Source organism: Streptomyces sp. NPDC088923 (assembly GCF_044749745.1).
GTDB lineage: Bacteria > Actinomycetota > Actinomycetes > Streptomycetales > Streptomycetaceae > Streptomyces.
The window spans coordinates 254,223-276,384 of record NZ_JBIVIO010000006.1; the positions used below are offsets into that span (position 1 = coordinate 254,223).

The following is a 22,162-nucleotide window of genomic DNA, read 5'->3' on the forward strand; positions in this document are numbered from 1 at the left end:
CGGTCAGCTCCAGGAGTAGAGGCGGTGGAAGTTCTCTATGCGGTCGAGCGTCAGCAGCCCGGCCCCCTCGAACAGCGCGCCGTACAGGTCCGCGTAGGGCTTGGTGTCCACGTCGAGGTCCCGGACGCCGAAGGCGCGGTCGCCGCCGAGTTCGGTGACGGCGTCGTACTCCGCCATCGTCAGCGCCCGCCGGGCGTCGAGCGCGGCACCGATCCCCATCCGGCGGACCGCGGGCGCGGCCTCCTCGCCGAGGACCCCGCTGAAGAACTCGGAGCCGCACCCGGAGCCGTAGGAGAACAGCCCGATCCGGCAGGGGGTTCGGGGGTCACCGTGGTCGAGGAGGGAGCACAGGGCGAGGTAGAGCGAGGCGGAGAAGAGATTGCCGACGAGGGAGCCGTAGCGCAGGGTGGGCGCGACGCGGCGCTCGAAGTCCTCGGCCGCCTGGGCCGGACGCCATCCCTTCTGGCCGCGCAGCAGTTTGCGGTGCGCGCCCTTGACCATACCGGCGAACGGCGTGTGCAGGACGAGGTGTTCGAAGCTGCTCACCACATCGGCGCCGGCGACCCGTTCGCGGTAGGCGGCGAAGCTGCGCTCCAGGCAGGTCATGTACGACAGCAGGGAGACGTCGGAGTCCACGTAGTCGAGGTCGGGGCGGGGCCGCAGGGTGTCCATCACCTCGAAGGTGTGCAGGCCGCTGGCGCCGGGATCGATCTCCAGCACGCGCGGGTCGCGGCTGACGAGGAGGGCGACGGCGCCCGCGCCCTCCGAGGGCTCCCAGTAGGTGCCGCGCGCCGCCGCGCTCGGCGCGTCGGCCGCGATCACCAGCGCCTTCGCGTGCTCCACGGGAGAGGCCCCGATGATGCCGGCCGCGGTCTGGAGGGCGGCCGTGCCGCCGTAGCAGGCGTGTTTGACCTCGAAGGAGCGGCAGCGGGGGCTGAGGCCGAGGTGGTGGTGGATGTACGTGGAGAGGGGCTTGCCGAGGTCGAGGCCCGACTCGGTGCCGACGACGAGGAGTTCGATGGCGTCGCGCTCCTCGGCGGTGAGCCGGTCGAGGACGGGTTTCGCCGCGTTGACGGCGTTGGTGACCGCGTCCTCGCAGGGCAGGTTGACCGACTTGCGGCGCATCATGAGGTTGTCGAACCGGGACATGTCCAGGCCCCGGCCCCGGAAGAGCTCCGCCACGTCGAAACAGGCGCGTGCCACGTAGGCGTTGATCGCCTCGACGCCTACGGCCATGGGTCGCTCCCGCGCTCGGGGGCCCGCCACCGGGCCCCGGCTCTCCTGGTTGTAACCGCCGGGGGCGTCGCGGATCTGCTCACTTTTGCACGGCGGGGCCGTTTGCCGGGCCGCAGGATCGGCCCTCGCCGCCGGAAGGACCGGCGCCACCGCACCGCCAGCGAGGAGGCCGCCGTGCGCGAGGGACCGCCGCCACCGTCCCGCCTCCCCCTGCACCACGCGGTGACCGGCGCTCCCCTCGCGCGCGTCTGGTCCGCCGCCCCGGACGGCTACGGTGACGCCGCCCTGCTCTCGGCGGAGGAACGTCGGCGCTCCGCCGCCTTCCGCCGCGAGGCCGACCGCCGCCTCCACCTCGCCGCCCGCACCCTGCTGCGGACCGCGCTCAGCCGCTGCGTTCCCGAAGTGCCTCCGGCGGTGTGGCGTTTCACGACGGGGCCGCACGGCCGCCCCGAGCTCGCCGGACCGCCCACCGTGCCCCGGCTGCGCTTCAGCGTCGCCCACGCCCCGGGCCGGGCCGTCTGCCTGGTCTGTCCCGAACTGGACTGCGGCGTCGACGTGGAGACCACCGGCCGCTCGGTGGACCCGCTGCGGGTGGCGCGCGCGATGTTCCACCCTCGGGAGGCCGCGCGGGTGCGGGCCGCGCCGCCCGCCGAGCGCGGCGGGGTGTTCCTGCGCCACTGGACGCTGAAGGAGGCGTACGGCAAGGCGCGCGGCCTCGGCTTCCTGCTGCCCCCGGACTCCTACGCCGTCTCGCCGGACGCGTCCGGCGGGCCCCGGCTCACCGCTGCCGACGACGACGGCCTGCTGTGGCAGTTCGCCCAGTGGCCGCTGGGGGACCGGCATCTCGTCGCGGTGGCGCTGCGGCGGGGCCACGGACCGGACGTGACGGTGGTCCGGCATCCCGGCGCGCCGTGACCGGGCTCAGGACACCGTCTCGCGGAGGTCCTGGCCGAGGTCCTGGAGCAGGTCCGAGCGCAGCGGCTCGGGGAGCCCGGCGAGGTAGAAGTGGTCGCCGTCGTACACCCGCATCCGGAACGGGCCGTCGCTGGTGGTCCGCCACAGTCCGAGTTCGACCGGGGTGACCTCCGGGTCCCGGTCGCCGGTGAACCCGGACAGCGGGCAGCGCAGGCGGGGGCCGGGCAGCGGCCGGTAGTTCTCGTTGAGGTGGAAGTCGGCGCGCAGCGCGGGCAGGAACATCCGCATGAGGTCGCGCTGGCGCAGCACCTCCTCGGGCGTGCCGCCCAGTTCGGCGACGACGCGGAGGAAGTCGTCGTCGGGGAGCTTCGCGAACGGCGGTCGCCGTGCCGCGAGGTGCGGGGCGCGCCGTCCGGAGACCAGCAGCCGGCGCGGGGCGCGCGCCGGGTCGTCCTGGAAACGGCGGGCGACCTCGTAGGCGATGGCCGCGCCGGTGCTGTGGCCGAACAGCGCGTAGGGCCGGTCGAGATACGGGGCGAGTCCGGCGCAGAGCGGATCGAGCAGCTCCTCCATGGAGCGGTGGGCGGGTTCCGCCACGCGGGTCTCGCGGCCGGGCAGGACGACGGGGCAGACCTCGATCTGCGGCAGCAGCGGTTCCCGCCAGGGCCGGAAGAAGCCGCCCCCTCCCCCGGCGTGGGCGAAGCAGAACAGTCGCAGGGGTGCGGGGGTGGTGGCGTCGCCGCTCTTGAGCCAGGTACCGGTCACCGCTGTCCTTCCGTCGGGTCGGGTCCGGGTCGGGCGGGCCCGGTCACCGCTCGGGGCCGTCCGCGGAGCGGAGCACGGCATGGCCGTACGCGCCGGTCGCGGAGACGGCGTTGACGAGGGCGCGCAGCGGCGCGCCCGGCGTGGCGGGCGTCCAGGGCCGGGCGGTGTCGGCGACGGTGAGCCGGGGCCAGTCGGGCAGGGGGGAGCGCCGGGGTGCCACGGCGGTCGGGGCCAGCGTGCGCTCCCGCAGTTGCAGCAGCACCTTGGTGAGCTGGGAGAGCCCGGAGGCCGCCTCCAGGTGGCCGATGTGCGGTTTCACGGTGCCGACGAGGAGGCCCCCGGTGGTGCCGGGCGGGCGCAGGGCGGTGAGCAGGGCGTCCAGTTCGGCGGCGTCGGCCAGCAGGGCGCCCGAGGCCGCGCACTCGGCGTAGCCGATGTCGGCGCCCGTGAGTCCGTGCCGGCGCAGCATACGGCTGAGGGAGCGGGCGAGGGGGCCGGCGGCGGGCATCCCGAAGGGTCCCGGCCGCCCGGCCGCCCCGGTGCCGGTCGCCTCGACGACGGCGTGCAGCACGTCGCGGTGTGCCCGTGCCTCCCGCAGCGGGCGCAGCAGCAGGGCGCCGGCTCCCTCGCCGGGCGACCAGCCGCCGTCCTCGTCGCCGAAGGCACCGGCCGAGGGCCGCTCGACCGCGAGTCCCAAGTCCCTGAGCAGCGCCAGGTGGTAGGGGTGGGCGACGACGTTGACGCCCGCGACCACCGCCGCGTCGCACTCCCCCTGGCGCAGGCTGGTCACGGCCAGGTGCAGGGCGGTCAGCGAGGAGGAACAGGCGGTGTCGACGGCGACGGCGGGTCCCTCGAAGCCGAGGCAGTGCGCGATGCGGGCCGGGAGGTCCGAGGCCGCGCCCGCCTGGCGGGCCGGTGCGCCCGCCCGCCAGCGGGCCTCGCCCGCCTGGCGGTGGTCGTGCCACATGGTCGCCGTGAACACCCCGACGCGCTCGCCGCCCCGGGTGAGGCCGGCCGGCGTGTGCCCGGCGTCCTCCAGGCACTGCCAGACCACCGGCAGCAGTAGCCGTAGTTGCGGGTCCAGGTCCTGGGCCTCCTGGGGCGAGATCCGGAACAGCCGGCCGTCGAATCCGTCGTCGCCGTGCAGGTAGCCGCCGTGCGGCCATCGCCCCGCCGGTTCCGGCCAGTCACCGGCGAGGGCGCTCAGCCGGCCGGGGGGCAGCGGGCCGAGGACGCGGCGCCCGGAGCGCAGGTTGTCCCAGAACTCCGCGAGGCCGTTCGCGCCGGGATAGCGCCCGGCCGCGCCGATGACCGCCATGTCCGCCGCGACCGGCGGCGCGGCCGGTGCCGCCCCGGCGGCGGTTCGAGGTGCCCGCGCCGCCCGGTCGTGTGTCGTCCCGTCGTACGTCGTCCCGTCCTGCGCCGTCCCGTCGTGGGCCGTCCCGTCGTGGGCCGTCCCGTCCTGCGCCGTCCGGTGGTTCGCCGGGGACTCGTCGGGGAGCGGTCCGGCGAGGAAAGCGTGCAGCAGTCGCTGGCCGGGGTGCAGCCGCAGGGCGTCGCGGACGCGGTCGAAGCTGAGGCTTCCCACGGCGCACAGGCCGACACCGCTCTCCTGCTGGCAGCTCATCAGCAACTGCCCGATGTAGCCGGCCTCGACGGCCAGGTAGAGCGCCGACTCCTCGCCGTACAACGGCTCGATGCCGCGCGGCTCGGAGACGAGGTAGACCTCGAAACCCGCCCGGTCGTAGACGGGACGGTTGTAGGCGAAGTGGATGGTGCGGTCGAGCCCGGGCTCCGCGGTGACGCGTTGCAGGGCGTGGTCGTCGGGCCGGTGGTAGTAGAGGCCGCCCGGTACGCCCTCGACGGCACCCGGCTTGATGTGCAGGTAGGTCTGTACGGCGTAGGTGTTCCCGGCGGACGCGTACAGGCGGCTCGGGCCATCGCCGTCCGGCCGGGAGCGCAAGGCGGCCAGGAAGCGGAGGAAGCCGTCGTGCGCGAGCGGGGCGTCGGCGAACTCGCGGTGAGTGGCGCGTTCCAGGTATCGCCCGACGGGGGGTCGCGGGCCGTCGAGCCGCAGGAGCGGTTCGTCCGTGGAGCGCCGCCGCAGGTGCCAGGCACCCGACTTGAAGCGGTCGCGGTCCTCGGCGGAGAAGAACTCCACGCTCTCGGGCGGCGTTCGCGGCCCCTCCTGGACGGGCTCCGCCCCGGTCGCCGCTCCGGCTTCCGGCCGCTCGGCGTCGCCCGCCAGGTGGCGGGCCATCCCGGCGACGGTCGGCTCCGCCAGCAGGGCCGAGACGGGGATGCGGCGGCCGTAGCGGGCGCGCAGCGCGGTGGAGAGCTGGGCCAGTGTGAAGGAGGTGGTGCCCTGGTCCCACAGGTCGAGCGTCGGGTCCAGTGCGGGGACGCCGATCAGCTCGGCCAGCAACGAGCCGATCTCCTCGGCCAGTTCGGCGGCGGGCGGGAAGGCGGCGCCCGCGGCGGGCGGCGCGGTGTTCGCCGCGGCGGGCGCGGAGGCCGGGGCGTGTGGTGCCTCGGGCCCCGCCGTTCCGGGCACCGCCGTCCCCGGCCCCGCCGTTCCGGGCGCCGAGTCGTCCGGTTCGCCAGGTGGTGTCGCGGCCTTCGGTTCCCCGGGTCCGGGCAGGGGCCAGGGCAGGGCGTCCCGGTCCAGCTTGCCGTTCGCCGTCGCGGGGAAGGACGGCAGGAACGCCGCGAAGTTCGGGACCATGTAGTCGGGCAGCGTCTGGGCGGCGTGCGCGCGCAGTTCGGGCACGGAGGGCCGGGCGGTGCCGGGGTGGGCGAGCAGGTAGGCGACCAGGCGCCGGTCCCCGCCGCCGTCCGGCCGGGCGACGACGACCGCCTCGCGCACGGCGGGGTGCGCGCGCAACCGGTGCTCGATCTCACCGAGTTCGACCCGGAAGCCCCGGATCTTCACCTGGTGGTCGCGTCGGCCCAGGAAGACCAGGACGCCGTCCTCGCGGTAGGCCGCCCGGTCCCCGGTGGCGTACATGCGGGAGTGCGGTCCGCCCGCGAAGGGCTCGGGCACGAACCGCTCCCGCGTCAGCGCGGGCTGTCCGTGGTAGCCGAGGCTGAGGCAGTCGCCCGCGATGTAGAGATCGCCCTCCTCACCGGCCGGGCAGGGCTCCAGGCGCTCGTCCAGCACGTAGTAGCGGGCGTTGTCGATGGGCCTGCCGTACGGGATGCTGCGCCACTCGGGGTCGACGGCGCCGACGGGGTACCAGTTCGACCACACGGTGGCCTCGGTGGCGCCGCCGAGGCCGATCACCCGGGCCGCGCCGAACACCTCGCGCACCTCCTCGGGCAGGGACAGCGGAATCCAGTCGCCGCTGAGGAAGACCAGGCGCAGGGTGCCGGTGCCGGGACGGCCCCGGTGCTCCCGCAGGAGCGGCGCGAGCCGGGCGAGGGTGGTGGGCGCGGAGTTCCAGAAGGTGACCGGCTCGCGCAGCAGCGCCTCGACGAGGAGGTCCGGGTCGCGCTGCTCGGCCTCGTCGGCGATGTAGAGGCCCGCGCCGTAGCCGAGCAGTCCGAGGATGTCGAACACGGACAGGTCGAAGCCGAGAGAGGTGACGCACAGGCCGGTGTCGTCCGGGCCGAAGGCGAAGGTGCGCCGGCACCAGTCGAAGAGGTTGTGCAGGGAGCGGTGCGCGACCACCACGCACTTGGGGCGCCCGGTGCTGCCGGAGGTGAGCAGTCGGTAGGCGACCGAGTCCGGGCCGCCCACGGGCTCGGGGTTCCCCGGATCGGGCAGCTCCGGGCCGGTGGTCCCGGGCGCGTCCAGGTCGAGGACGTCCACGCCGTCCGGCGGCTGCCAGCCGGGGCCGCCCTCCGACACCAGCAGGTGTGCCGTGCCGGTGTCCTCGAGCACGCCGTGGGCGCGGGCGCGGGGCAGCGAGGGGTCCACGGGCACATAGGCGCCGCCCGCCTTCAGCACGGCGAACACGGACACGGCCATCGCCGGGCCGCGCCGTACGGAGATGCCCACGGAGCTGCCCTCGGCGACGCCGGAGCGACGCAGCCGGTGCGCGACCAGGTTGGCCCGGCGGTTCAGTTCGCCGTAGGTCATGACGCCCTCGCGCCAGCGCAGTGCGACGGCGTCGGGGCGGCTGCGCGCCTGCTGTTCGAAGAGCAGGTGGACGGGGCCCTCGGCCGGGTAGGGGCGCGCGGTTTCGTTGGCGGTGCGCTGGAGGCGGTGGCCCTCGCCCTCCACCGGCACCGAGCCCGTGGCACGGGCGGGGTCCAACGCCTGGGCAGGGTCCAACGCTTGGGCAGGGGAAGCCACTTGAGCGGGAGCCGACGCCTGGACGGGGGCCGCCGCTCGGGCTGAGCCCTCCGCCGGATCAGCGCCCGGCTCCTTGCCGGTCTCCCCCGCCAGCGTGGTGAGCAGGTCTGCGTAGCGCTCGAACGCCCGGTCGAGCACTCCGTCCTCGAACCGCTCGTCCAGCGCGTCCCACGCCAGGTGCAGCGTCTCCCCGTCGTCGACGGTCACGCAGTCGAGCGCGACGTCCGTGGTGGCGGTACCGGCGGGGCCGGGGCGCACACCGGCGGGCAGGGGCCGGGACGAGACGTCGAGCACGGTCGTGAAGACCACGGGCAGCTCGAAGTCCCCCTCCCTGCGGCGCCGCACGACGAGCGAGCGCATCGCACCGAGACCCGCGCCGGCGCCGTGCTCCAGGTCGGCGGCGAGCTGCCGGTGGTAGTCGCGGGCGAGGGCGGCCGGGGCGGTGCCCGGTGCCGGTGAGCGGACCCAGGTCAGTTCGCTCTGCTCGGCGGGGCGCCGCGTGTCCGGGCCCGTGAAGCAGACCACGGCCAGCGCGAACGGCTCGTCCTGGACGGCGCCGAGGGCGAGACAGTAGACGGCGAGCAAGGTGGCGTCCAGGCTCACCCCGTGGCGGTCCGCCCATGCCAGCAGTGCCCCGCGCTCGGTGAGGAGGCGTTCCCTGCGCCGGGGACGCGACGCTCCCCGCGCCTCGCGCAGCGGCGGCCCGGCGGGCAGCCCCGCGAGCCGGTCCCGCCAATACGCGCGCGCCCCCTCGGTCACCGGCCGGGGTGCGCGGGGCAGCCGGGTCGGGGCGGGCGCGGCGGCGCCGGGGTCGGCGTACCGGCGCAGCAGGTCGCGGGCGAGCAGCACGATGCTGCGGGCGTCACCGACGAGGAGGTCGACGGCCAGGTGCACGGTGGCGGGGCGGCCCGGTGCCCGGACCACGCGCAGGTCGGTGTGCGCGCCGCGCCCGAGTCCGAACGGCTGATGCGTCATGTCGGCGCGTACGGCGCGGTCCACCGCGTCGGCGTCCACGCCCTCGGGGACGTCCAGGACCGGAATCCGGGGGTCGGGGGCCGAGGACAGCACGCCGAGGGTGCCGTCGGCGCCGGTGCGCAGGCGCAGTGCCTCGTGCGCGGTGACGAGTTCCCGCCAGCTCTCGCGCAGCCGTTCGAGGTCCAGGTCGTCCATGTGGAAGCTCTGGTGGTACTGGCAGCCCCGGTCCGCCGGGCCGTCGAGCCGGGTCACCAGGTACGACTGCTGGAGTTCCCGGGCGGGCACGGCGGTGTCGGGCGCGGGTTCGCACACTCCGTGCAGCAACCGGCAGAAGCGGCCGAACAGGGCGTCGGCCGCGCCGGGCGGGAAGAGAGCGTCAGCGACGTCCCAGCGGAAGTCCAGGCCGTCCTCGCGCTCCCGCATCTGGTGGTCGAGGGCGACGCCGGAGGTCTGGCCGACGACGTACCGCTCGTGGTCGCTCATGCTGCCCTGCCCGGCACCGTCGAAGCCGAGGTCGAGCAAGCTGGTGAAGACCACGGGCAGGGCGGGCGTGCCGCTGCCGCGGGCGCGCAGTTCGCGCAGTATCTCGACGCTGCCGGCGTGCGCGTGCGACAGCGCCTCCCACACGCGCTGGTGGACGGCGCGGGCGGCGTCGTCCGGCGCGAGCGCGGGGGTGTGCGCCTCGACGGGGAGCAGGCATCCGGAGGTGTAGGGCCCGACGAGTCCTTCGGCGGCGGGCGGCAGCCTGGGGCGGTCGGTGGTGGTGAGGACGAGGGTGAACGCCTCGTCCGAGCCGGCGGGCGTGAGCGCTTCGGTGAAGGCGGTCAGCACGAGCGAGGTGGGAGAGACGCGCAGTTCGGCGGCCCGCGCGCGCAGGCCCGCCCATTGGGCCGGGGTGAGCCGGCCCCGGCGCGGGGTGCGCCGGTGGCCGTCGAGGCCGGGCGGCGGCTCCGGCGGTCGGGCGAGCAGTACGGGCGGTCCGCCCGGCAGGCCCTCCAGCCGTCCGGCGGCCTGGGAGACGGCGGACCTGTGGGCGGCGGAATCGCGGTTCCGGGCGAGCGCGTCCAGGGTGTCGCGGAGGCTGAACGGCACCTCGGGCAACTGGTGTCGCTCGTCGGCACAGAGCTGCCACCAGTGGTGCAGCAGCAGTTGGGTGCCGTGCGCGTCGGTGACCGTGCCGTCGAGGCTGAGATGGACCACGGAGCGTCCGGCCGGCTCCCGGCAGATCTCGACCTGGAACGGCGGCCAGTGGCCCGGCGGGTAGCGGTGGTGGGACAGCCGGCGGCGCACGGCGCCCGCCTCGGTCTCCAGCGCGTCCGCGTCCGCCGCCTCGTGGATGACGGGTTCGGGCACCCGCACGCGCTCCTGGACGCGCTGACCGCGTCCGACCCCGGTCAGCCGGAGGGCGTCGAAGTGCTCGACGAGCCGTCGCCAGGCGCGGGCCACCCGGCCGGTGTCCAGGCCGTCGAGCGAGAACTCGTGGTAGTGGTGACAGCCGAAGGCGTCCGGGTCCAGTTCCGGGTACCTGCCGACGACGTACGCCTCCTGCATGGGGGTCGCCGGGACGGGTTCGTGGCGGGACGCGGGCGCGGCGACCACGTCCAGGGTCCCGGCGGCGCCGTCGCCCTCCTCGCCGTCCGCGTGGTCGATCCGGTGGGCGAGGTCGCGCGGGGTGCGGCACTCCAGGAGCAGGGCGAGCGGCACTTCGGTGCCGAACTCGCTCTCGATCTCCAGCATGAGGCGTACGGCGGGAAGCGAGGTGAGGCCGGCGTCGGCCAGGTCGGTGTCCGGATCCAGTGGCCCGGTCCGGGTGACCAGTGGCTCGAGGATGCCGAGCAGCCGTGCGCAGGTGGGGTCGGCGGTCACCTCCGCGGGTGACACGGGGACGGTCTCGGCGGGCTTCAACGCTCCCCCTCGTCTCGGTGCGGTCTCAGCTGTGCCGGTTCACCACTGCCAACGGCCCAGCACCGGGTACGGCGGCTGGAGCATGGGGTGGTCGTCCTCCTGCGAGGCCGTGGTGGTGAAGCCGGCGGCCTTCTCGACGTTGCGGGTGAACGCCGTGCGGAAGCGGTCGTCGTCGGGCAGCCCGACCTCGTCCGCCGCCCGGAGCATCAGGGCGACGAAACGGTCGCGCTGCTCCGGCGTGATGCGCAGCCTGGTATGGGCCCTCAGCAGCGCGATGAAGCCGCCGAGTTCGTCCGTGAAGCGGGCGGGACCGCCGAGCATCTCGGTGAGGAAGGCCGTCAGACGGTCGGCGTGGTACGGCGATCCCGCACGGAACATGTCGCCCAGCAGCGGGTCCTCCAGCACCAGGTGGTGGAAGTGCTCCGCCAGCCGCCGCAGCGGCTTCTCCCCACCGACGTGCTCGTACATCGTCGTCATGCGTCCGCCCTCCGGTGTGCCGCTCGACCGGCCGAGACGGTACGCCCGGAGACTCGCGACGGGCTGCTCAACTTTGTGCACGGCTTCGCGCACGGCTCGGACGACCGGGCCACCGCCTTCGCCGCGCCTCCACCGCCTCCACCGCCTTCCTCGTCTTCGTCGCCCGGGAACGGCTGACGCTCCGTCGGGGACGGGGTGGTTGACCGGCCTGAGGGGGTGGGATTTCATGGCGTCCATGTCCGAGGGAACAGGGAAGTCGCCGGAGCCGGTCCTGTCGTTCGCCACGCAGGAGGAGTGGGAGGAGTGGCTGGAGGAGAACCACGAGGACGCTCCGGGCATCTGGTTCCGGATTCCCAAGAACGACTCGGCGGCCGAGGGCGTCGGCTACGCCCAGGCGCTGGAGTCCGCCCTGTGCTATGGCTGGATCGACGGGCAGAAGAAGAAGCAGGACGAGCGGTACTGGTTGCAGCGCTTCACACCCCGGCGACCGGGCGGCAAGTGGTCGAAGGTGAACCGCGAGAAGGCCACCGCGCTCGTCGAGGCGGGCCGGATGCGGCCCGCCGGGCAGCGCGAGGTGGACAAGGCGAAGAAGGACGGCCGCTGGGAGGCGGCGTACGCGGCGCAGAGCAAGGCGACGGTGCCCGACGACCTTCAGGCCGCGCTGGACGCCGCGCCCGTGGCGGCGCGTGACTTCTTCGCCGGCCTGGACAGCCGCAACCGGTACGCGATCCTGCACCGGGTCGAGGACGCCAAGAAGGCGGAGACCCGGGCGGCCCGCATCGAGAAGTTCGTCGCCATGCTGACGGAGGGCAAGAAGCTGTACTGAGCGGCCCGGGCACCGCTACTTCCGCGCGAAGCGCTGCCCGCGCTCGCCGAACGAGTCCACGCTGAACGGCTCCACGCCGAACGGGTCCTCGCCGAACCGGGACGGCCCGCCCTCCCGCCACCGTCACCGAAGCCGAAGCGGCGTCCGCCCTGGTCGCCGCACCACCCGAAGGTGCGTCGCCCCGCAGCGGCCGGAGTGCCGTGCGCCGGTGGTGGGTGATGGGCTCGCGGGGGCGGGTGCCTAGGGTGCGGGGATGTACGGGATCGATTGCCGCCCGGCGGGCTGTGGCGCCGGGGTCGTGGGACGCGCGGGTGGTGGGGTGTGACGCTCAACCAGTTGCGGGCCTTCGTCGAGGCGGAACGGCTGGGCTCGTTCACGGCCGCCGCGCGGGTCATGGACATCGCCCAGGCCAGCGCGTCCGAGCTGGTGCGCCGCCTGGAGACGGAGCTGGACGCGGAGTTGTTCGTGCGTGGGAGCCGGACGCTCACGCTCACCTCGGCGGGGCAGGAGTTGCTGTCGTACGCCCAGGAGGCGGTGGAGGCGGCCGACGGCGGGGCGCGCGCGGTGCGTTCGCTCGGTTCGCTGGGCGGTGGTACGGCCACGTTCGGGGTGCTGCGCAACGCGGACTACTACCTGCTGGCCAACCTGGTGCAGATGTTCCACGCGCGGTATCCGGGGGTGCGGGTGCGGCTCGTGGGGCAGAACTCGGCGGAGACCGCGTACGCGGTGGCGGCCGGTGAGATCGAGGCGGGGCTGGTGATCCTGCCCGTCGACCAGGAGGGGCTGGCCGTTTCGCCGCTCATGCGGGACCAGGTGTTCTACGTCAGCGCGAGCGAGGAGCGCACCCGGGTGCCGGTCGGTATCGAGGAGTTCGCGCGCGCCCCGCTCGTCCTGTACGACGCGCACTACGGCTGGAAGGACCCCACGCGGCGGCAGCTCGCCGAGCGGGCGCAGCTCGCGGGGGTGCGGATCGATCCGCTCATCGAGCTGGAGCACGTCGAAGCGGCGCTGAAGCTGGCGGCGGCCGGGATCGGGGACACGATCGCGAGCCGCGCGGTGATCTCCAGCCCCTCCTTCCCTCCGGGCCTCTTCACGGCGCCGTTCGCGGAGCCGCTGTACGACACGATCGCGCTGGTCAGGCGCCGGGGCCGGCCGTTGTCGCGCGCGACACGGGAGCTGGCGCGGCTCGCGGAGGACACGATCCGGGAGATCAGCGCGGGTCTGCTCGACTGACCCCCGCCCCCCGGAGTGCCGCACGGTGAAGCGCGCTCTCCCACAGGAAAACCCTGCATCTCGTGCAGGAGTTGCCCCTCTGGTCCTGTGGGGGAGCGCGGTCTACCGTCCCGGATATGCAGATCACGCACGACGAAGCACAGATGCTCCCTCCCCTCCAGTGGCTGAAGAAGCCAGCCGTCGACGGTCCTCCCGCCCAGCGCGACCCCAAGGTGGTCGAGCGGGTCTCGCAGATGCTGAAGGAGATCGAGAAGAAGGGCCTGGACGCGGTACGGGCGTACGCCCAGGAGCTGGACGGGTGGTCCGGCGAACTGGAGATCGGCGCCACCGAGCTGAAGAAGTCCGGGGACGCGCTGCCCGCCGATGTCCGTACCGCCCTGGAAATGGGCTACGAGCGCACGCACCGCTTCGCCTCGGCGCAGCGCGAGCACCTGACCGACTTCGAGATCGAACTCGCGCCCGGTGTGCGCGGCGGTCAGCGCTACGTCCCGGTCTCCCGGGTCGGCGCCTACCTCCCCGCGGGCCGCTTCCCGCTCCTTGCCAGCGCGTTCATGACGGTCAACGTCGCCAAGACGGCCGGTGTGCCGACCGTGGTGGCGTGCACCCCGCCCTCCGGTGAGCACGGCGCCCACCCGGCCGTCCTCTACGGCGCCTACCTCTCCAAGGCCGACCGCGTCTTCGCCGTCGGCGGGGTCCAGGCCCTCGGCGCGATGGCCTTCGGCCTGCTCGGCGAGGCGCCGGTGGACATGCTGGTCGGCGCGGGCAACGCCTTCGTGACGGAGGCGAAGCGGCAACTGTTCGGGCAGGTCGGCATCGACCTGCTGGCCGGCCCCTCCGAGGTCGCCGTCCTCGCCGACGACACCGCCGACCCGGTGTGGGTCGCCGCGGACCTGCTCGGCCAGGCGGAGCACGGCCCCAACTCCCCCGCCGCCCTCGTCACGACTTCCGAGGCGCTGGGCCGCGCGGTCGTCGCCGAGATGGACCGGCAGCTGGAGACCCTGGCCACGCGCGACATCGCCGGGCCCGCCTGGCGGGACTTCGGTTCGGTCATCGTGGTGCGCGACCGCGACGAGGCCGTCGCGGTGTGCGACGTGCTGGGCCCGGAGCACCTGGAGATCCAGACCGAGGACGACGACCACTACCTGGAGAACCTCTCCAACTACGGTTCGCTCTTCATCGGCCCCTGGTCCACGGTCGCCTACTCCGACAAGGGCATCGCGGGCACCAACCACGTGCTGCCGACGGGGAAGACCGCGCGCTACAACGCGGGCCTGTCGGTCTCGCGCTTCCTCAAGCCGCTCACGTACCAGCGGGCGGCCGAGGAGGGCACGGCCTCGCTCGCGCCCGCCGTCGAGCGCATCTCCGCCTTCGAGGGGCTCGCCGCGCACGGGGCCACCGCGACCGTGCGCATCGACCGGGTCGGCCGCGACTCGGGCGCCTTCGACGGCATCCCGGAGGCGCTGCGCGCGCAGCTGTGAGCGTCCGCCGCCGCGTCCCCCTGGCCGTCGGCGCCACCGCGGCACCGTCCCGGCCGTACGGGCCGGTCAGGAGGGGCGGGCGTGGGTGGCACGGGGGACGAACTCGGTGGGGAGCACGAGTCGTTCCCCCGCCGGGTCGGCCTCGCCCGTGATCCGGCGGACGAGCAGGCGGGCCGCCTGGCGGGAGAGTTCGGCGAGGTCGTGGCGGACCGTGGTCAGCCGGAAGACCTCCCAGGCGGCCATCGGGAGGTCGTCGAAGCCGATGACGCTCAGGTCCTCGGGCACGCGCAGCCCGGCGGCCAGTGCGGCGTTCAGGACGCCGATGGCCACCACGTCGTTGCCGCAGAAGACCGCCGTGGGCGCGCGCGCCGCCTCCAGGAGGAAGGGCAGCGCCTCGTAACCGGTCTCGTACTCGAAGGCGCCGCGCGCCACGCGGTCCTCCTGGAGGCCGATCCCGGCCTCCGCCAGGGCCAGCCGGAAGCCCAGCTCGCGTTCGCGACCGGTCGTCGTGTTGGCGGCGCCGAAGACGCCGGCGATCCTGCGGTGTCCGAGGCCGACGAGCTTCTCGGCGACCAGGCGGCCGCCGCCCTCGTTGTCGACGACGGAGGCGTACTCGCCCCGGCCGCCGGTGTCCCGGTTGAGGAAGACGTACGGGATGCCCCGGCGGTCGAGCTGGGCGGGGAGCCGCGAGTCGGTGGTCGCGGTGGCGAGGACCGCGCCGTCCAGGGACTGGTCGAGCAGGCTCTCCTCGGCGACGGCCTCGTCGGAGCGTTCCGTGATGAGCATCATCCGGTAGCCGAGGTGCTGGAGTTCGTCGTGCAGAGGGGCCACGACGTGCGGGTAGAAGGGGTTGGTGAGGTCGGTGACGAGGACCCCGATCCGGCGCGTGGAGCGGGTGGACAGGGTGCGTCCGGCCTCGCTCGGTACGTAGCTGAGCGCCGCCGCCGCGCGTCGCACCTTCTCGCGGGTCGCCGCCGACACCCGCGGGTCGTCGCGCAGCGCCCGGGAGACGGTGGGCTGCGACACTCCCGCCAGCCTCGCCACGTCGTGACTCGTGATCGCCATCGGCTCTCCGCTCCCCGCCGGCGTGCCGCACCGGCCTCGACTGCTACCCCCACCATACGTATGTAGTTCTCTCACTATACGTACACGCCCCCTCCCCCGGCAGCGGAGCGGGGGGCCCGCGGGCCGAAGCGGCGGACACCGGCTTGCGGATGGCATACGTCAAAAACCGGTCCCCCACGCACCCTTGACATCGCCGGTCCCAGGGCCTGTCATAGAAATGCATACGTATTCCAACAACAAGGGAGAGGTCATGCCCGACGTCGTCGTGTCCACCGAGGAGCTGGGGCGCCGCACGGTCCGCCGCAGCGACTTCGTCTCCTGCAACCAGGCGTTCATCGACTGCCGGACGCCCGGCTCGGACCGCAAAGAGAACTACGCCATGATCGGGCCGGGCGTCTCCCAGTCGGCGGACCAGCACGTCAACCTGCGACTGCCGCACGGCTACAACATCGGCGCCGCCGCCATGCCGCACGGCATCACCAACAACCTCCACCTGCACTACACCGCCGAGGTGTTCGTGTGCACCGAGGGCGAGTACCTGCTGCGCTGGGGCGCCGACGGCGACGAGGGCGAACTCCTGCTCAAGGCGGGGGACATCGCGTCCATCCCGACGTGGATCTTCCGGGGCTTCACCAACACCGGCCCGGACGACGGCTGGCTGTTCACCGTGCTCGGCATGGACCACACCGGCGGCATCATCTGGGGCCCCTCGGTCCTGCGCGAGGCGGAGGGCCATGGCCTCTACCTGACCGCCGACAACCAGCTCATCGACACCGTGGCGGGCGACGAGGTCCCCGAGGGCGTCGAGCTGAACCAGCCGATGAGCCAGGAGCACATCGACCGGCTCCGCCACTACACCCCCGAGGAGATGAGGCGCCGCATCGCCTCCGCCGAGGAACTGGTGTGGTCGGACCACCCGTTCCTCGACAGCACGCTGCCGGGCGGCGGCGTGCGGCTGAGCCTGGTCATCGGCTACGGGATGACCGAGGACCCGCACCAGGAACCGCGCGTCTTCAACCCGCACGGCCACAACCTCGCCTGGATGCGCGCCGAGCCCGGCCAGGGCCTCTCCACCCACCGCCAGCACGAGACGCAGACGCTGATCGTCAAGGACGGCGCGTGGGAGATCACGCTCAACCGGACCGACCCGGTCACGGTGCGCCTCGGCCCGCGCGACATGCTCTCCGTGCCGCGGGACGCCTGGCGCTCGCTGCGCAACGTCGGCGACACGCGCGGCGACCTCCTGGTCGTCAACTCCGGTGACGGCCGCGTCCGCCTGGAGTGGGACGAGGAGGTCAGCAAGGCCGCGGCCGACGCGGGCCTCGGCGTCGACCACAACGGCTACGTCGCCCCGTACGCCCTGCTCCCCCGCTCCGCGCGCCGCTGGTGAGCGCCGCCGCCCGGGAGCAGGCACCCGGTCCGCTGCCGCTGGTGGTGGTCCCCGGGATGCTGTGCGACGAGAGCCTGTGGAGCGGGGTGGACTTCCCCGAGGGCCACGCCGTGCACCACCTCGCGCTGACGAAGCCGGATCTCGGCGCGCTCGCCGAGGACCTGCTCGGCGCGGTGCCGGGCCGCTTCGTCCTCGTGGGGCTCAGCCTCGGCGCCATCGTCGGCTTCGAGGCCTTGCGCCGCGCCCCCGGGCGGATCGCCGGACTGTGCGTCATGGCGACGAACGCGGGCGCGCCCCGCGCCGAGCAGTACGCGTCCTGGCGGGCCATGGACGCGCTGATCGCGGACGGCCGCTTCGGCGAGGTCGTCGAGCAGACCCTGCCGGGGATGTTCGCGACGCCCGGGCCGGGCCCCGAAGCGGCCGGTCGCTACCGTGCGATGGCGCGGGCGGTGGGCCCGGACACGGCGCGCGCCCAGCTCGCCGCGCAGGCCACGCGGACGGACGCCTTCGCGGCGCTGCGCGGCGCGCACTGCCCCGGCGTCGTCCTGCACGGCACGCGCGACGCGCTGTGCCCGCCGGAGTTCCACCGGGCCATCGCTCAGGCCCTGCCGAACGCGGAACGCAGGGCGCTGCCCGGGGCCGGGCACCTCTTGCCCTGGGAGCGGCCCGAGGCCGTCTCCGCCGCGTTGCGGGACCTGCTCGCCCGCCTCGGCGCCGCGCCGGTCCCCATCTCAGCCGCGCCGCCCACCGCCTGAACCGCGCACCGTCCCGCAGACGCCGCGCGCCGTCCCCGTACCCCCACTGCCCGGCCGCCGCGCCGCCCGCGGCCGGGCGCGACACCACCGCCATCCCACTCAGCAGCGAACAGGAAGAGAGCCGCCATGCCTCGGCACCTCAAGTCCTCCGTCCCCTCCGCACAGGTCCAGGCGGGCCGCGCCGACGTGGCCGACCGCGTCCGCGCCATCCTCGCGGACATCCGTGAGCGCGGCGACGAGGCCGTGCGCCAGTACTCGGAGAAGTTCGACAACTGGAGCCCCGAGTCCTTCCGCCTCGGCCCGGACGAGGTCCGCCGAATCGTCTCGGGCGTCCCGGACACCGTCGTGGAGGACATCCGTTTCGTCCAGGAGCAGGTGCGCACCTTCGCGCAGGCGCAGCGCGACTCGCTGCTCGACGTCGAGATCGAGACGCTGCCCGGGGTGCGCCTGGGGCACCGGCACGTCCCGGTCGCCGGGGCCAGCGCTTACGTGCCGGGCGGGCGTTACCCGCTGACGGCCTCGGCGCACATGACGATCGTGACGGCGAAGGTGGCCGGGGTGCCGCGCGTGGCCGCGTGCACTCCCCCGATCCGGGGCGAGATCCCCGCGGCGACGATCGCGGCCATGCACCTCGCGGGTGCCGACGAGATCTACCTGCTCGGCGGGGTCCAGGCCGTCGCTGCCCTGGCCCTGGGCACCGAGACGATCGGCCGGGTGCCGCTCATCGCGGGGCCGGGCAACGCGTACGTCGCCGAGGCCAAGCGCCAGCTCTTCGGCGAGGTGGGCATCGACCTGTTCGCCGGGCCGACGGAGATCCTGGTGATCGCCGACGAGCACGCCGATCCCTTCGTCGTGGCGGTGGACCTGCTCTCGCAGGCCGAGCACGGCCCCGACTCCCCCGCCGTCCTCGTCACCACCTCCGAGGAACTGGGCCGCGAGGTCGAGCGGCACATCGAGCGGCTGCTGCCCGGGATGCCCACGAAGGACTTCGCCGAGCCCGCGTGGCGCGACCACGGCGAGATCGTGGTGACGGACTCGCTCGACGAGGCCTTCGCCGTCGCGGACACCTACGCGAGCGAGCACGTCGAGGTGCTGACCGAGAACCCGCGCCAGGCCCTGGACAGGATGCGGGACTACGGCGCGCTCTTCCTCGGCGAGGGCACCTGCGTCTCGTACGGCGACAAGGTCATCGGCACCAACCATGTGCTGCCCACCCGGGGCGCGGCGCGCTACACGGGCGGCCTGTGGGTCGGCAAGTACCTGAAGACGGTGACCCACCAGGAGGTCACCGACACCGCGTCCTCGGCGCTGCTCGGCGAGGTGTGCGGGCGGGCCGCGCGCGTCGAGCTGTTCGAGGGGCACGCCCGCTCGGGCGACGTGCGCGCGGCCAAGTACGGCAAGGGGACCCTGCCGTGGAACGAGGAGGCCGGGGCGTGAGCGAGGCGGATCAGCGACTGCCGTTGCGCGGGCGCACCGCGCTGGTCAGCGGGGGCGCCGGCGGCCTGGGCCTGGCGATCACGCGCGCGCTGCTGGCCGACGGCGCCCGGGTCGTGATCACCGGTCGCGACGAGGGCCGGCTCAAGGAGACGGCCGAGTCGCTGGGCCCGGACGTCGAGTACCGGGTGTGCGACGTGGCGCGGCCCGAGGACGTCGAGGCGCTGGCCGCGAGCCTGGCGGGGACCGAGGTCTCGGTGCTCGTCAACAACGCGGGCGTGCCCGGCCCGGTGGCGCCGCTGACCGAGATCTCGGCGCGGGAGTGGGACGAGGTCTTCGACGTGAACGTGCGGGGCGTGTTCCTGATGTGCCGGGCGTTCCTGCCCGGCATGACGGAGCGTGGCGCGGGCGACGTCGTCAACATCGCCTCGGTCTCGGGAAAGCGGCCGCTGCCGCGCCGTACGCCGTACTGCGCCTCGAAGATGGCGGTGATCGGCCTGACCACCACCCTCGCGGGCGAGGTGGGGCCGCTCGGCGTCTCGGTGAACACGCTGTCCCCCGGCCCGGTGGTGGGCCCGAGGATGGAACGCAACTTCCGCCTGGAGGCGGAGCGGACCGGCGGCACGTACGCCGAGGCGGAGGAAGCCTTCGTCTCGCGCGCGGCGCTCGGCCGCATGGTGACGGAGGAGGAGGTGGGTGCCGCGGTGAGTGCGATGCTGCGGATGCGCGGTCTGTGCGGGGCCGATATCGACCTGTCGGCGGGGATGGTGGCGCGATGACGGCGGACGACGCCGGACGGCGCTCCCTCAAGCGGCGCCTCGCGGACGGCGAGCGCCTGTACGGCGCGCTGCTGCGGCTCCCCTCGGAGACGCTGGTGGAGATGGCGGGCGTCGCCGGTCTCGACTACGTCGTGATCGACTGCGAGCACGGACCGGCCGACATGACGGCGCTCCAGCACCACCTGACGGCCGCCGCCGCGCGGGGCCTGGACGTGCTCGTGCGGATCGGCACCGGGGAGCCCTCGCTCGCGCTGCGCTGCCTCGACCTGGGCGCGGCGGGCATCATCCACCCGCACGTGGACAGCGCGGACGAGGCGCGCGAGGCGGTGGCCGCGGACCACTACCCGCCGCTGGGGCGGCGCGGGTTCGCGACGTACAGCCGGGCGGGCCGCTTCGGCACCGTCACCGCGAAGGAGCACCTCGCGGCCGCCGAGGACACCCTCGTCGTGGTCATGGTGGAGACGGAGAAGGCCTGCGCGAGTGCCGGGGAGATCCTGGCCACCGAGGGGGTGGACGCGGTGCTCGTGGGGCCCGCCGACCTCGCGGCGGACTGCGGTTTCCCCGGGGGCGAGGCGGTGGCCGCCATGACGGCGGAGGTCCACCGCACGGCCGTGGCGGCGGGCCGCAGGGTCATGACGATCGTGCCCGGCACCGAGGCGGCGCGGGCCGCCGAGCGGGCGGGCGCGGATCTGGTGCTCTTCAACATGACGCACGTCCTGATGGACACCTTCCGGGCACTTACCGGGCCCGGCCGGGCCGAGGAGGCCGCCGGACGGCCCTGAGGCCCCTGCGGCTCTGAGGCGCGCGGCACCTCCCGGACGCGGGCGGGGGGTGCCGCGGGCCGCGCCGGTACCGGAAGGATGTGCGGTACGGGGCGGGGGGCGAGGCGTCCAGGCGCCATGTGCCCTCCGCACCACGCGGTACCTCCGCACCACTTGGCACCTCCGCGCCGTATCCCGCCACGCCTCCCCCGTGCCCCGTCCCCCGCGCCCCGTCCCCCGCTCACCGGGGCGAATCGCGTCCCGGCGTGGTTGCCCCGCCGCGCGCCCGTCCCGCTGTCCCGGCGCGTCGTGAAAACCGCGAAAAGCGTTGTGCGTACGCCTCTTGACGGCTGGTTTCCGGCTTCCTAGTGTTCGGCGCAGTTCATACGTATGCATTCCTCTCGTCATCCCCCAGCCCTCGCGCGAACGGAGAAGCCATGTCCGCTGTTGCGCCCCCCAGCACGGCCGTCGAGACCTCGGAGGTCGCCCGGGAGAAGCGGATCGCGATACGCCGCGCCATCGGCGCGGGCAGCATCGGAAACTTCGTCGAACAGTTCGACTACGGCCTCTACGGCTACATGGCCCCCATCCTCGCCCCCGCCTTCTTCCCGAAGAGCAACGGGACCGCCGCGGTGCTGAGCACCTACGGCATCATCGCGATCGCCTGCCTCTTCCGCCCGCTGGGCGGGACGCTGGTCGGGCGCTGGGGCGACCGGCTGGGCCGCAAGAAGACGCTCCTGTGGACGCTCGCCTTCATGGGCGTGACCACCGCGCTGATCGGCGTGCTGCCCACGTACGGGCAGATCGGCATCTTCGCCCCGCTGCTCCTCCTGCTGCTGCGCGTCGTGCAGGGCATGGTGTCGGGCGGTGAGTACGTCGGAGCGGTCGCCTTCATCGTGGAGTGGGCGGAGCCCAAACGGCGCGCCTACTACACCTCGTTCGCCTCCAACAGCTGTTTCGTCGGCATTCTGGCCGGTGCGGGGACCGCCGCGCTGGCCAGTTGGCTCTTCGAGGGGCCGTCCCTGGACTCCTGGGGGTGGCGCATCCCCTTCCTGCTCGCCCTGCCGCTGAGCGCGGTCGGGATCTGGCTGCGCCAGCACATCCAGGAGAGCCCGGAGTTCGTGCGCGCCACGGCCAACGGCACCCAGGTCGTCAAGTCCCCCGTCAGGGAGGCGCTGCGGACGCAGTGGCGGCCGATCCTCGCCTACTGCGGCTTCTCGATCATGGCGGCGATCCTCTCGTACACCTGGGTCACCTTCTATCCGCAGTACCTGACGGGGACGCTCGGGATGCCCCGCTGGATGGGCCTGACCTCGAACGCGATCTCGATCGCCGTGCTCATCCCGCTGCTGCCGCTCGCCGGGAAGCTCTCGGACCGCATCGGGCGCAAACCGATGCTCATGACGGGGGCGGTCGCATGCCTGGTCCTCGTGCCGCTCGCCTTCCGGGTCGGCGAACAGGGCACCTTCGCCACGGCGATCCTCAGCCAGCTGATCTACCTCGTCCCGGAGTTCTTCATCACCGGTATCGTCACGGTCTGCGCGGCCGAACTCTTCGCGACGAAGACGCGGTTCAGCGCGAGCGCGATCGCCTACAACAGCTCGTTCTCGATCTTCATGGGCATCACGCCGTTCGTCGCCGAGCTGCTGATCGACACCTTCGACTCGATCTACGCGGTGTGGGTCTACCTCGCCGTGGCGGCCGTCCTGGCACTGGTCGTGGTCAGCACCTTCATGACGGAGACGTATCGCAGCGCCCTGGGCGAGGACAAGTTCGCCAGGTGACCGGGTCCGGACCGCGCCGGGGGCACGCACCCCGGACCGGCCGACCGCGAGGGCGGACGCCCGCCCCTCCCTCAGCCCCCACCCGTC

General features: G+C 74.0%; 15 protein-coding genes. 10 read left to right on the forward strand and 5 right to left on the reverse strand.

Annotated features, from left to right (window positions below):
* Positions 1-3: 3 nt before the first annotated feature.
* Complete coding sequence (locus tag ACIP4O_RS23265; protein ID WP_361320999.1) at positions 4-1,236, reverse strand: hydroxymethylglutaryl-CoA synthase; 1,233 nt, start codon at positions 1,234-1,236, stop codon at positions 4-6.
* A 174-nt stretch (positions 1,237-1,410) separates the two neighbouring features.
* On the opposite strand from ACIP4O_RS23265, the gene ACIP4O_RS23270 reads away from it, so the two are divergent.
* Entirely contained in the window at positions 1,411-2,151 is a 741-nt protein-coding gene (locus tag ACIP4O_RS23270; RefSeq protein ID WP_401577140.1) for a 4'-phosphopantetheinyl transferase family protein, read from the forward strand.
* Positions 2,152-2,157: 6 nt separating this feature from the next.
* On the opposite strand, the gene ACIP4O_RS23275 is transcribed toward ACIP4O_RS23270, so the two are convergent.
* Genes ACIP4O_RS23275 through ACIP4O_RS23285 form a run of 3 tightly spaced genes read right to left on the reverse strand, consistent with a single transcriptional unit; the run spans position 2,158 to position 10,570 of the window.
* A complete protein-coding gene (locus tag ACIP4O_RS23275; protein ID WP_401577142.1) occupies positions 2,158-2,916 on the reverse strand; it encodes a thioesterase II family protein in 759 nt (252 codons plus the stop codon).
* A 43-nt stretch (positions 2,917-2,959) separates the two neighbouring features.
* Entirely contained in the window at positions 2,960-10,093 is a 7,134-nt protein-coding gene (locus ACIP4O_RS23280; protein ID WP_401577144.1) for an amino acid adenylation domain-containing protein, read from the reverse strand.
* Positions 10,094-10,132: 39 nt separating this feature from the next.
* On the reverse strand, positions 10,133-10,570 hold the full coding sequence (locus tag ACIP4O_RS23285) for a group II truncated hemoglobin (protein ID WP_361321007.1): 438 nt from the start codon (positions 10,568-10,570) through the stop codon (positions 10,133-10,135).
* Between the two features lie 226 nt (positions 10,571-10,796).
* Here ACIP4O_RS23285 and ACIP4O_RS23290 point away from each other — a divergent pair, with 226 nt between their 5' ends.
* The 3 genes from ACIP4O_RS23290 to hisD (ACIP4O_RS23300) all read left to right on the forward strand — a co-directional run bounded on the left by ACIP4O_RS23290 (position 10,797) and on the right by hisD (ACIP4O_RS23300) (position 14,107).
* Positions 10,797-11,396 carry a YdeI family protein gene (locus ACIP4O_RS23290; RefSeq protein WP_401577145.1) on the forward strand — a complete coding sequence of 200 codons (600 nt, stop codon included), beginning with the start codon at positions 10,797-10,799 and terminating at the stop codon, positions 11,394-11,396.
* 321 nt (positions 11,397-11,717) lie between these two features.
* Complete coding sequence (locus ACIP4O_RS23295; RefSeq protein ID WP_401577147.1) at positions 11,718-12,629, forward strand: LysR family transcriptional regulator; 912 nt, start codon at positions 11,718-11,720, stop codon at positions 12,627-12,629.
* A gap of 116 nt (positions 12,630-12,745) precedes the next feature.
* Entirely contained in the window at positions 12,746-14,107 is a 1,362-nt protein-coding gene (hisD, locus tag ACIP4O_RS23300; RefSeq protein WP_401577149.1) for a histidinol dehydrogenase, read from the forward strand.
* A 66-nt stretch (positions 14,108-14,173) separates the two neighbouring features.
* Here the strand turns inward: hisD (ACIP4O_RS23300) and ACIP4O_RS23305 are convergent, their stop codons facing one another.
* Positions 14,174-15,172, reverse strand: coding sequence for a LacI family DNA-binding transcriptional regulator (locus ACIP4O_RS23305; protein WP_361321017.1), 999 nt, complete (start codon positions 15,170-15,172; stop codon positions 14,174-14,176).
* Between the two features lie 250 nt (positions 15,173-15,422).
* Here ACIP4O_RS23305 and ACIP4O_RS23310 point away from each other — a divergent pair, with 250 nt between their 5' ends.
* From ACIP4O_RS23310 to ACIP4O_RS23335, 6 genes are all read left to right on the forward strand, one after another.
* Entirely contained in the window at positions 15,423-16,562 is a 1,140-nt protein-coding gene (locus tag ACIP4O_RS23310) for a cupin domain-containing protein (protein ID WP_401577151.1), read from the forward strand.
* Entirely contained in the window at positions 16,559-17,317 is a 759-nt protein-coding gene (locus ACIP4O_RS23315) for an alpha/beta fold hydrolase (RefSeq protein ID WP_401577153.1), read from the forward strand. The genes ACIP4O_RS23310 and ACIP4O_RS23315 overlap by 4 nt, the downstream gene beginning before the upstream one ends.
* Before the next feature lie 126 nt (positions 17,318-17,443).
* On the forward strand, positions 17,444-18,754 hold the full coding sequence (hisD, locus tag ACIP4O_RS23320; RefSeq protein ID WP_401577155.1) for a histidinol dehydrogenase: 1,311 nt from the start codon (positions 17,444-17,446) through the stop codon (positions 18,752-18,754).
* Positions 18,751-19,530 carry an SDR family NAD(P)-dependent oxidoreductase gene (locus ACIP4O_RS23325; protein WP_401577157.1) on the forward strand — a complete coding sequence of 260 codons (780 nt, stop codon included), beginning with the start codon at positions 18,751-18,753 and terminating at the stop codon, positions 19,528-19,530. Before hisD (ACIP4O_RS23320) ends, ACIP4O_RS23325 begins: the two co-directional genes overlap by 4 nt.
* Positions 19,527-20,312 (forward strand): HpcH/HpaI aldolase/citrate lyase family protein, encoded by a 786-nt coding sequence (locus tag ACIP4O_RS23330; protein ID WP_401577159.1) that lies wholly within the window; start codon positions 19,527-19,529, stop codon positions 20,310-20,312. The genes ACIP4O_RS23325 and ACIP4O_RS23330 overlap by 4 nt, the downstream gene beginning before the upstream one ends.
* 416 nt (positions 20,313-20,728) lie before the next feature.
* Entirely contained in the window at positions 20,729-22,075 is a 1,347-nt protein-coding gene (locus ACIP4O_RS23335; RefSeq protein ID WP_361321030.1) for an MFS transporter, read from the forward strand.
* The last annotated feature ends 87 nt before the right edge of the window (positions 22,076-22,162 follow it).

Bases quoted from the DNA above. Each gene is read 5' to 3' on its own strand.
- ACIP4O_RS23265 (WP_361320999.1), bottom strand. From the start codon at position 1,236: ATGGCCGTAGGCGTCGAGGCGATCAACGCCTACGTGGCACGCGCCTGT.
- hisD (WP_401577149.1), top strand. From the start codon at position 12,746: ATGCAGATCACGCACGACGAAGCACAGATGCTCCCTCCCCTCCAGTGG.
- ACIP4O_RS23305 (WP_361321017.1), bottom strand. From the start codon at position 15,172: ATGGCGATCACGAGTCACGACGTGGCGAGGCTGGCGGGAGTGTCGCAG.
- ACIP4O_RS23290 (WP_401577145.1), top strand. From the start codon at position 10,797: ATGGCGTCCATGTCCGAGGGAACAGGGAAGTCGCCGGAGCCGGTCCTG.
- ACIP4O_RS23310 (WP_401577151.1), top strand. From the start codon at position 15,423: ATGCCCGACGTCGTCGTGTCCACCGAGGAGCTGGGGCGCCGCACGGTC.
- hisD (WP_401577155.1), top strand. From the start codon at position 17,444: ATGCCTCGGCACCTCAAGTCCTCCGTCCCCTCCGCACAGGTCCAGGCG.
- ACIP4O_RS23285 (WP_361321007.1), bottom strand. From the start codon at position 10,570: ATGACGACGATGTACGAGCACGTCGGTGGGGAGAAGCCGCTGCGGCGG.
- ACIP4O_RS23335 (WP_361321030.1), top strand. From the start codon at position 20,729: ATGTCCGCTGTTGCGCCCCCCAGCACGGCCGTCGAGACCTCGGAGGTC.
- ACIP4O_RS23330 (WP_401577159.1), top strand. From the start codon at position 19,527: ATGACGGCGGACGACGCCGGACGGCGCTCCCTCAAGCGGCGCCTCGCG.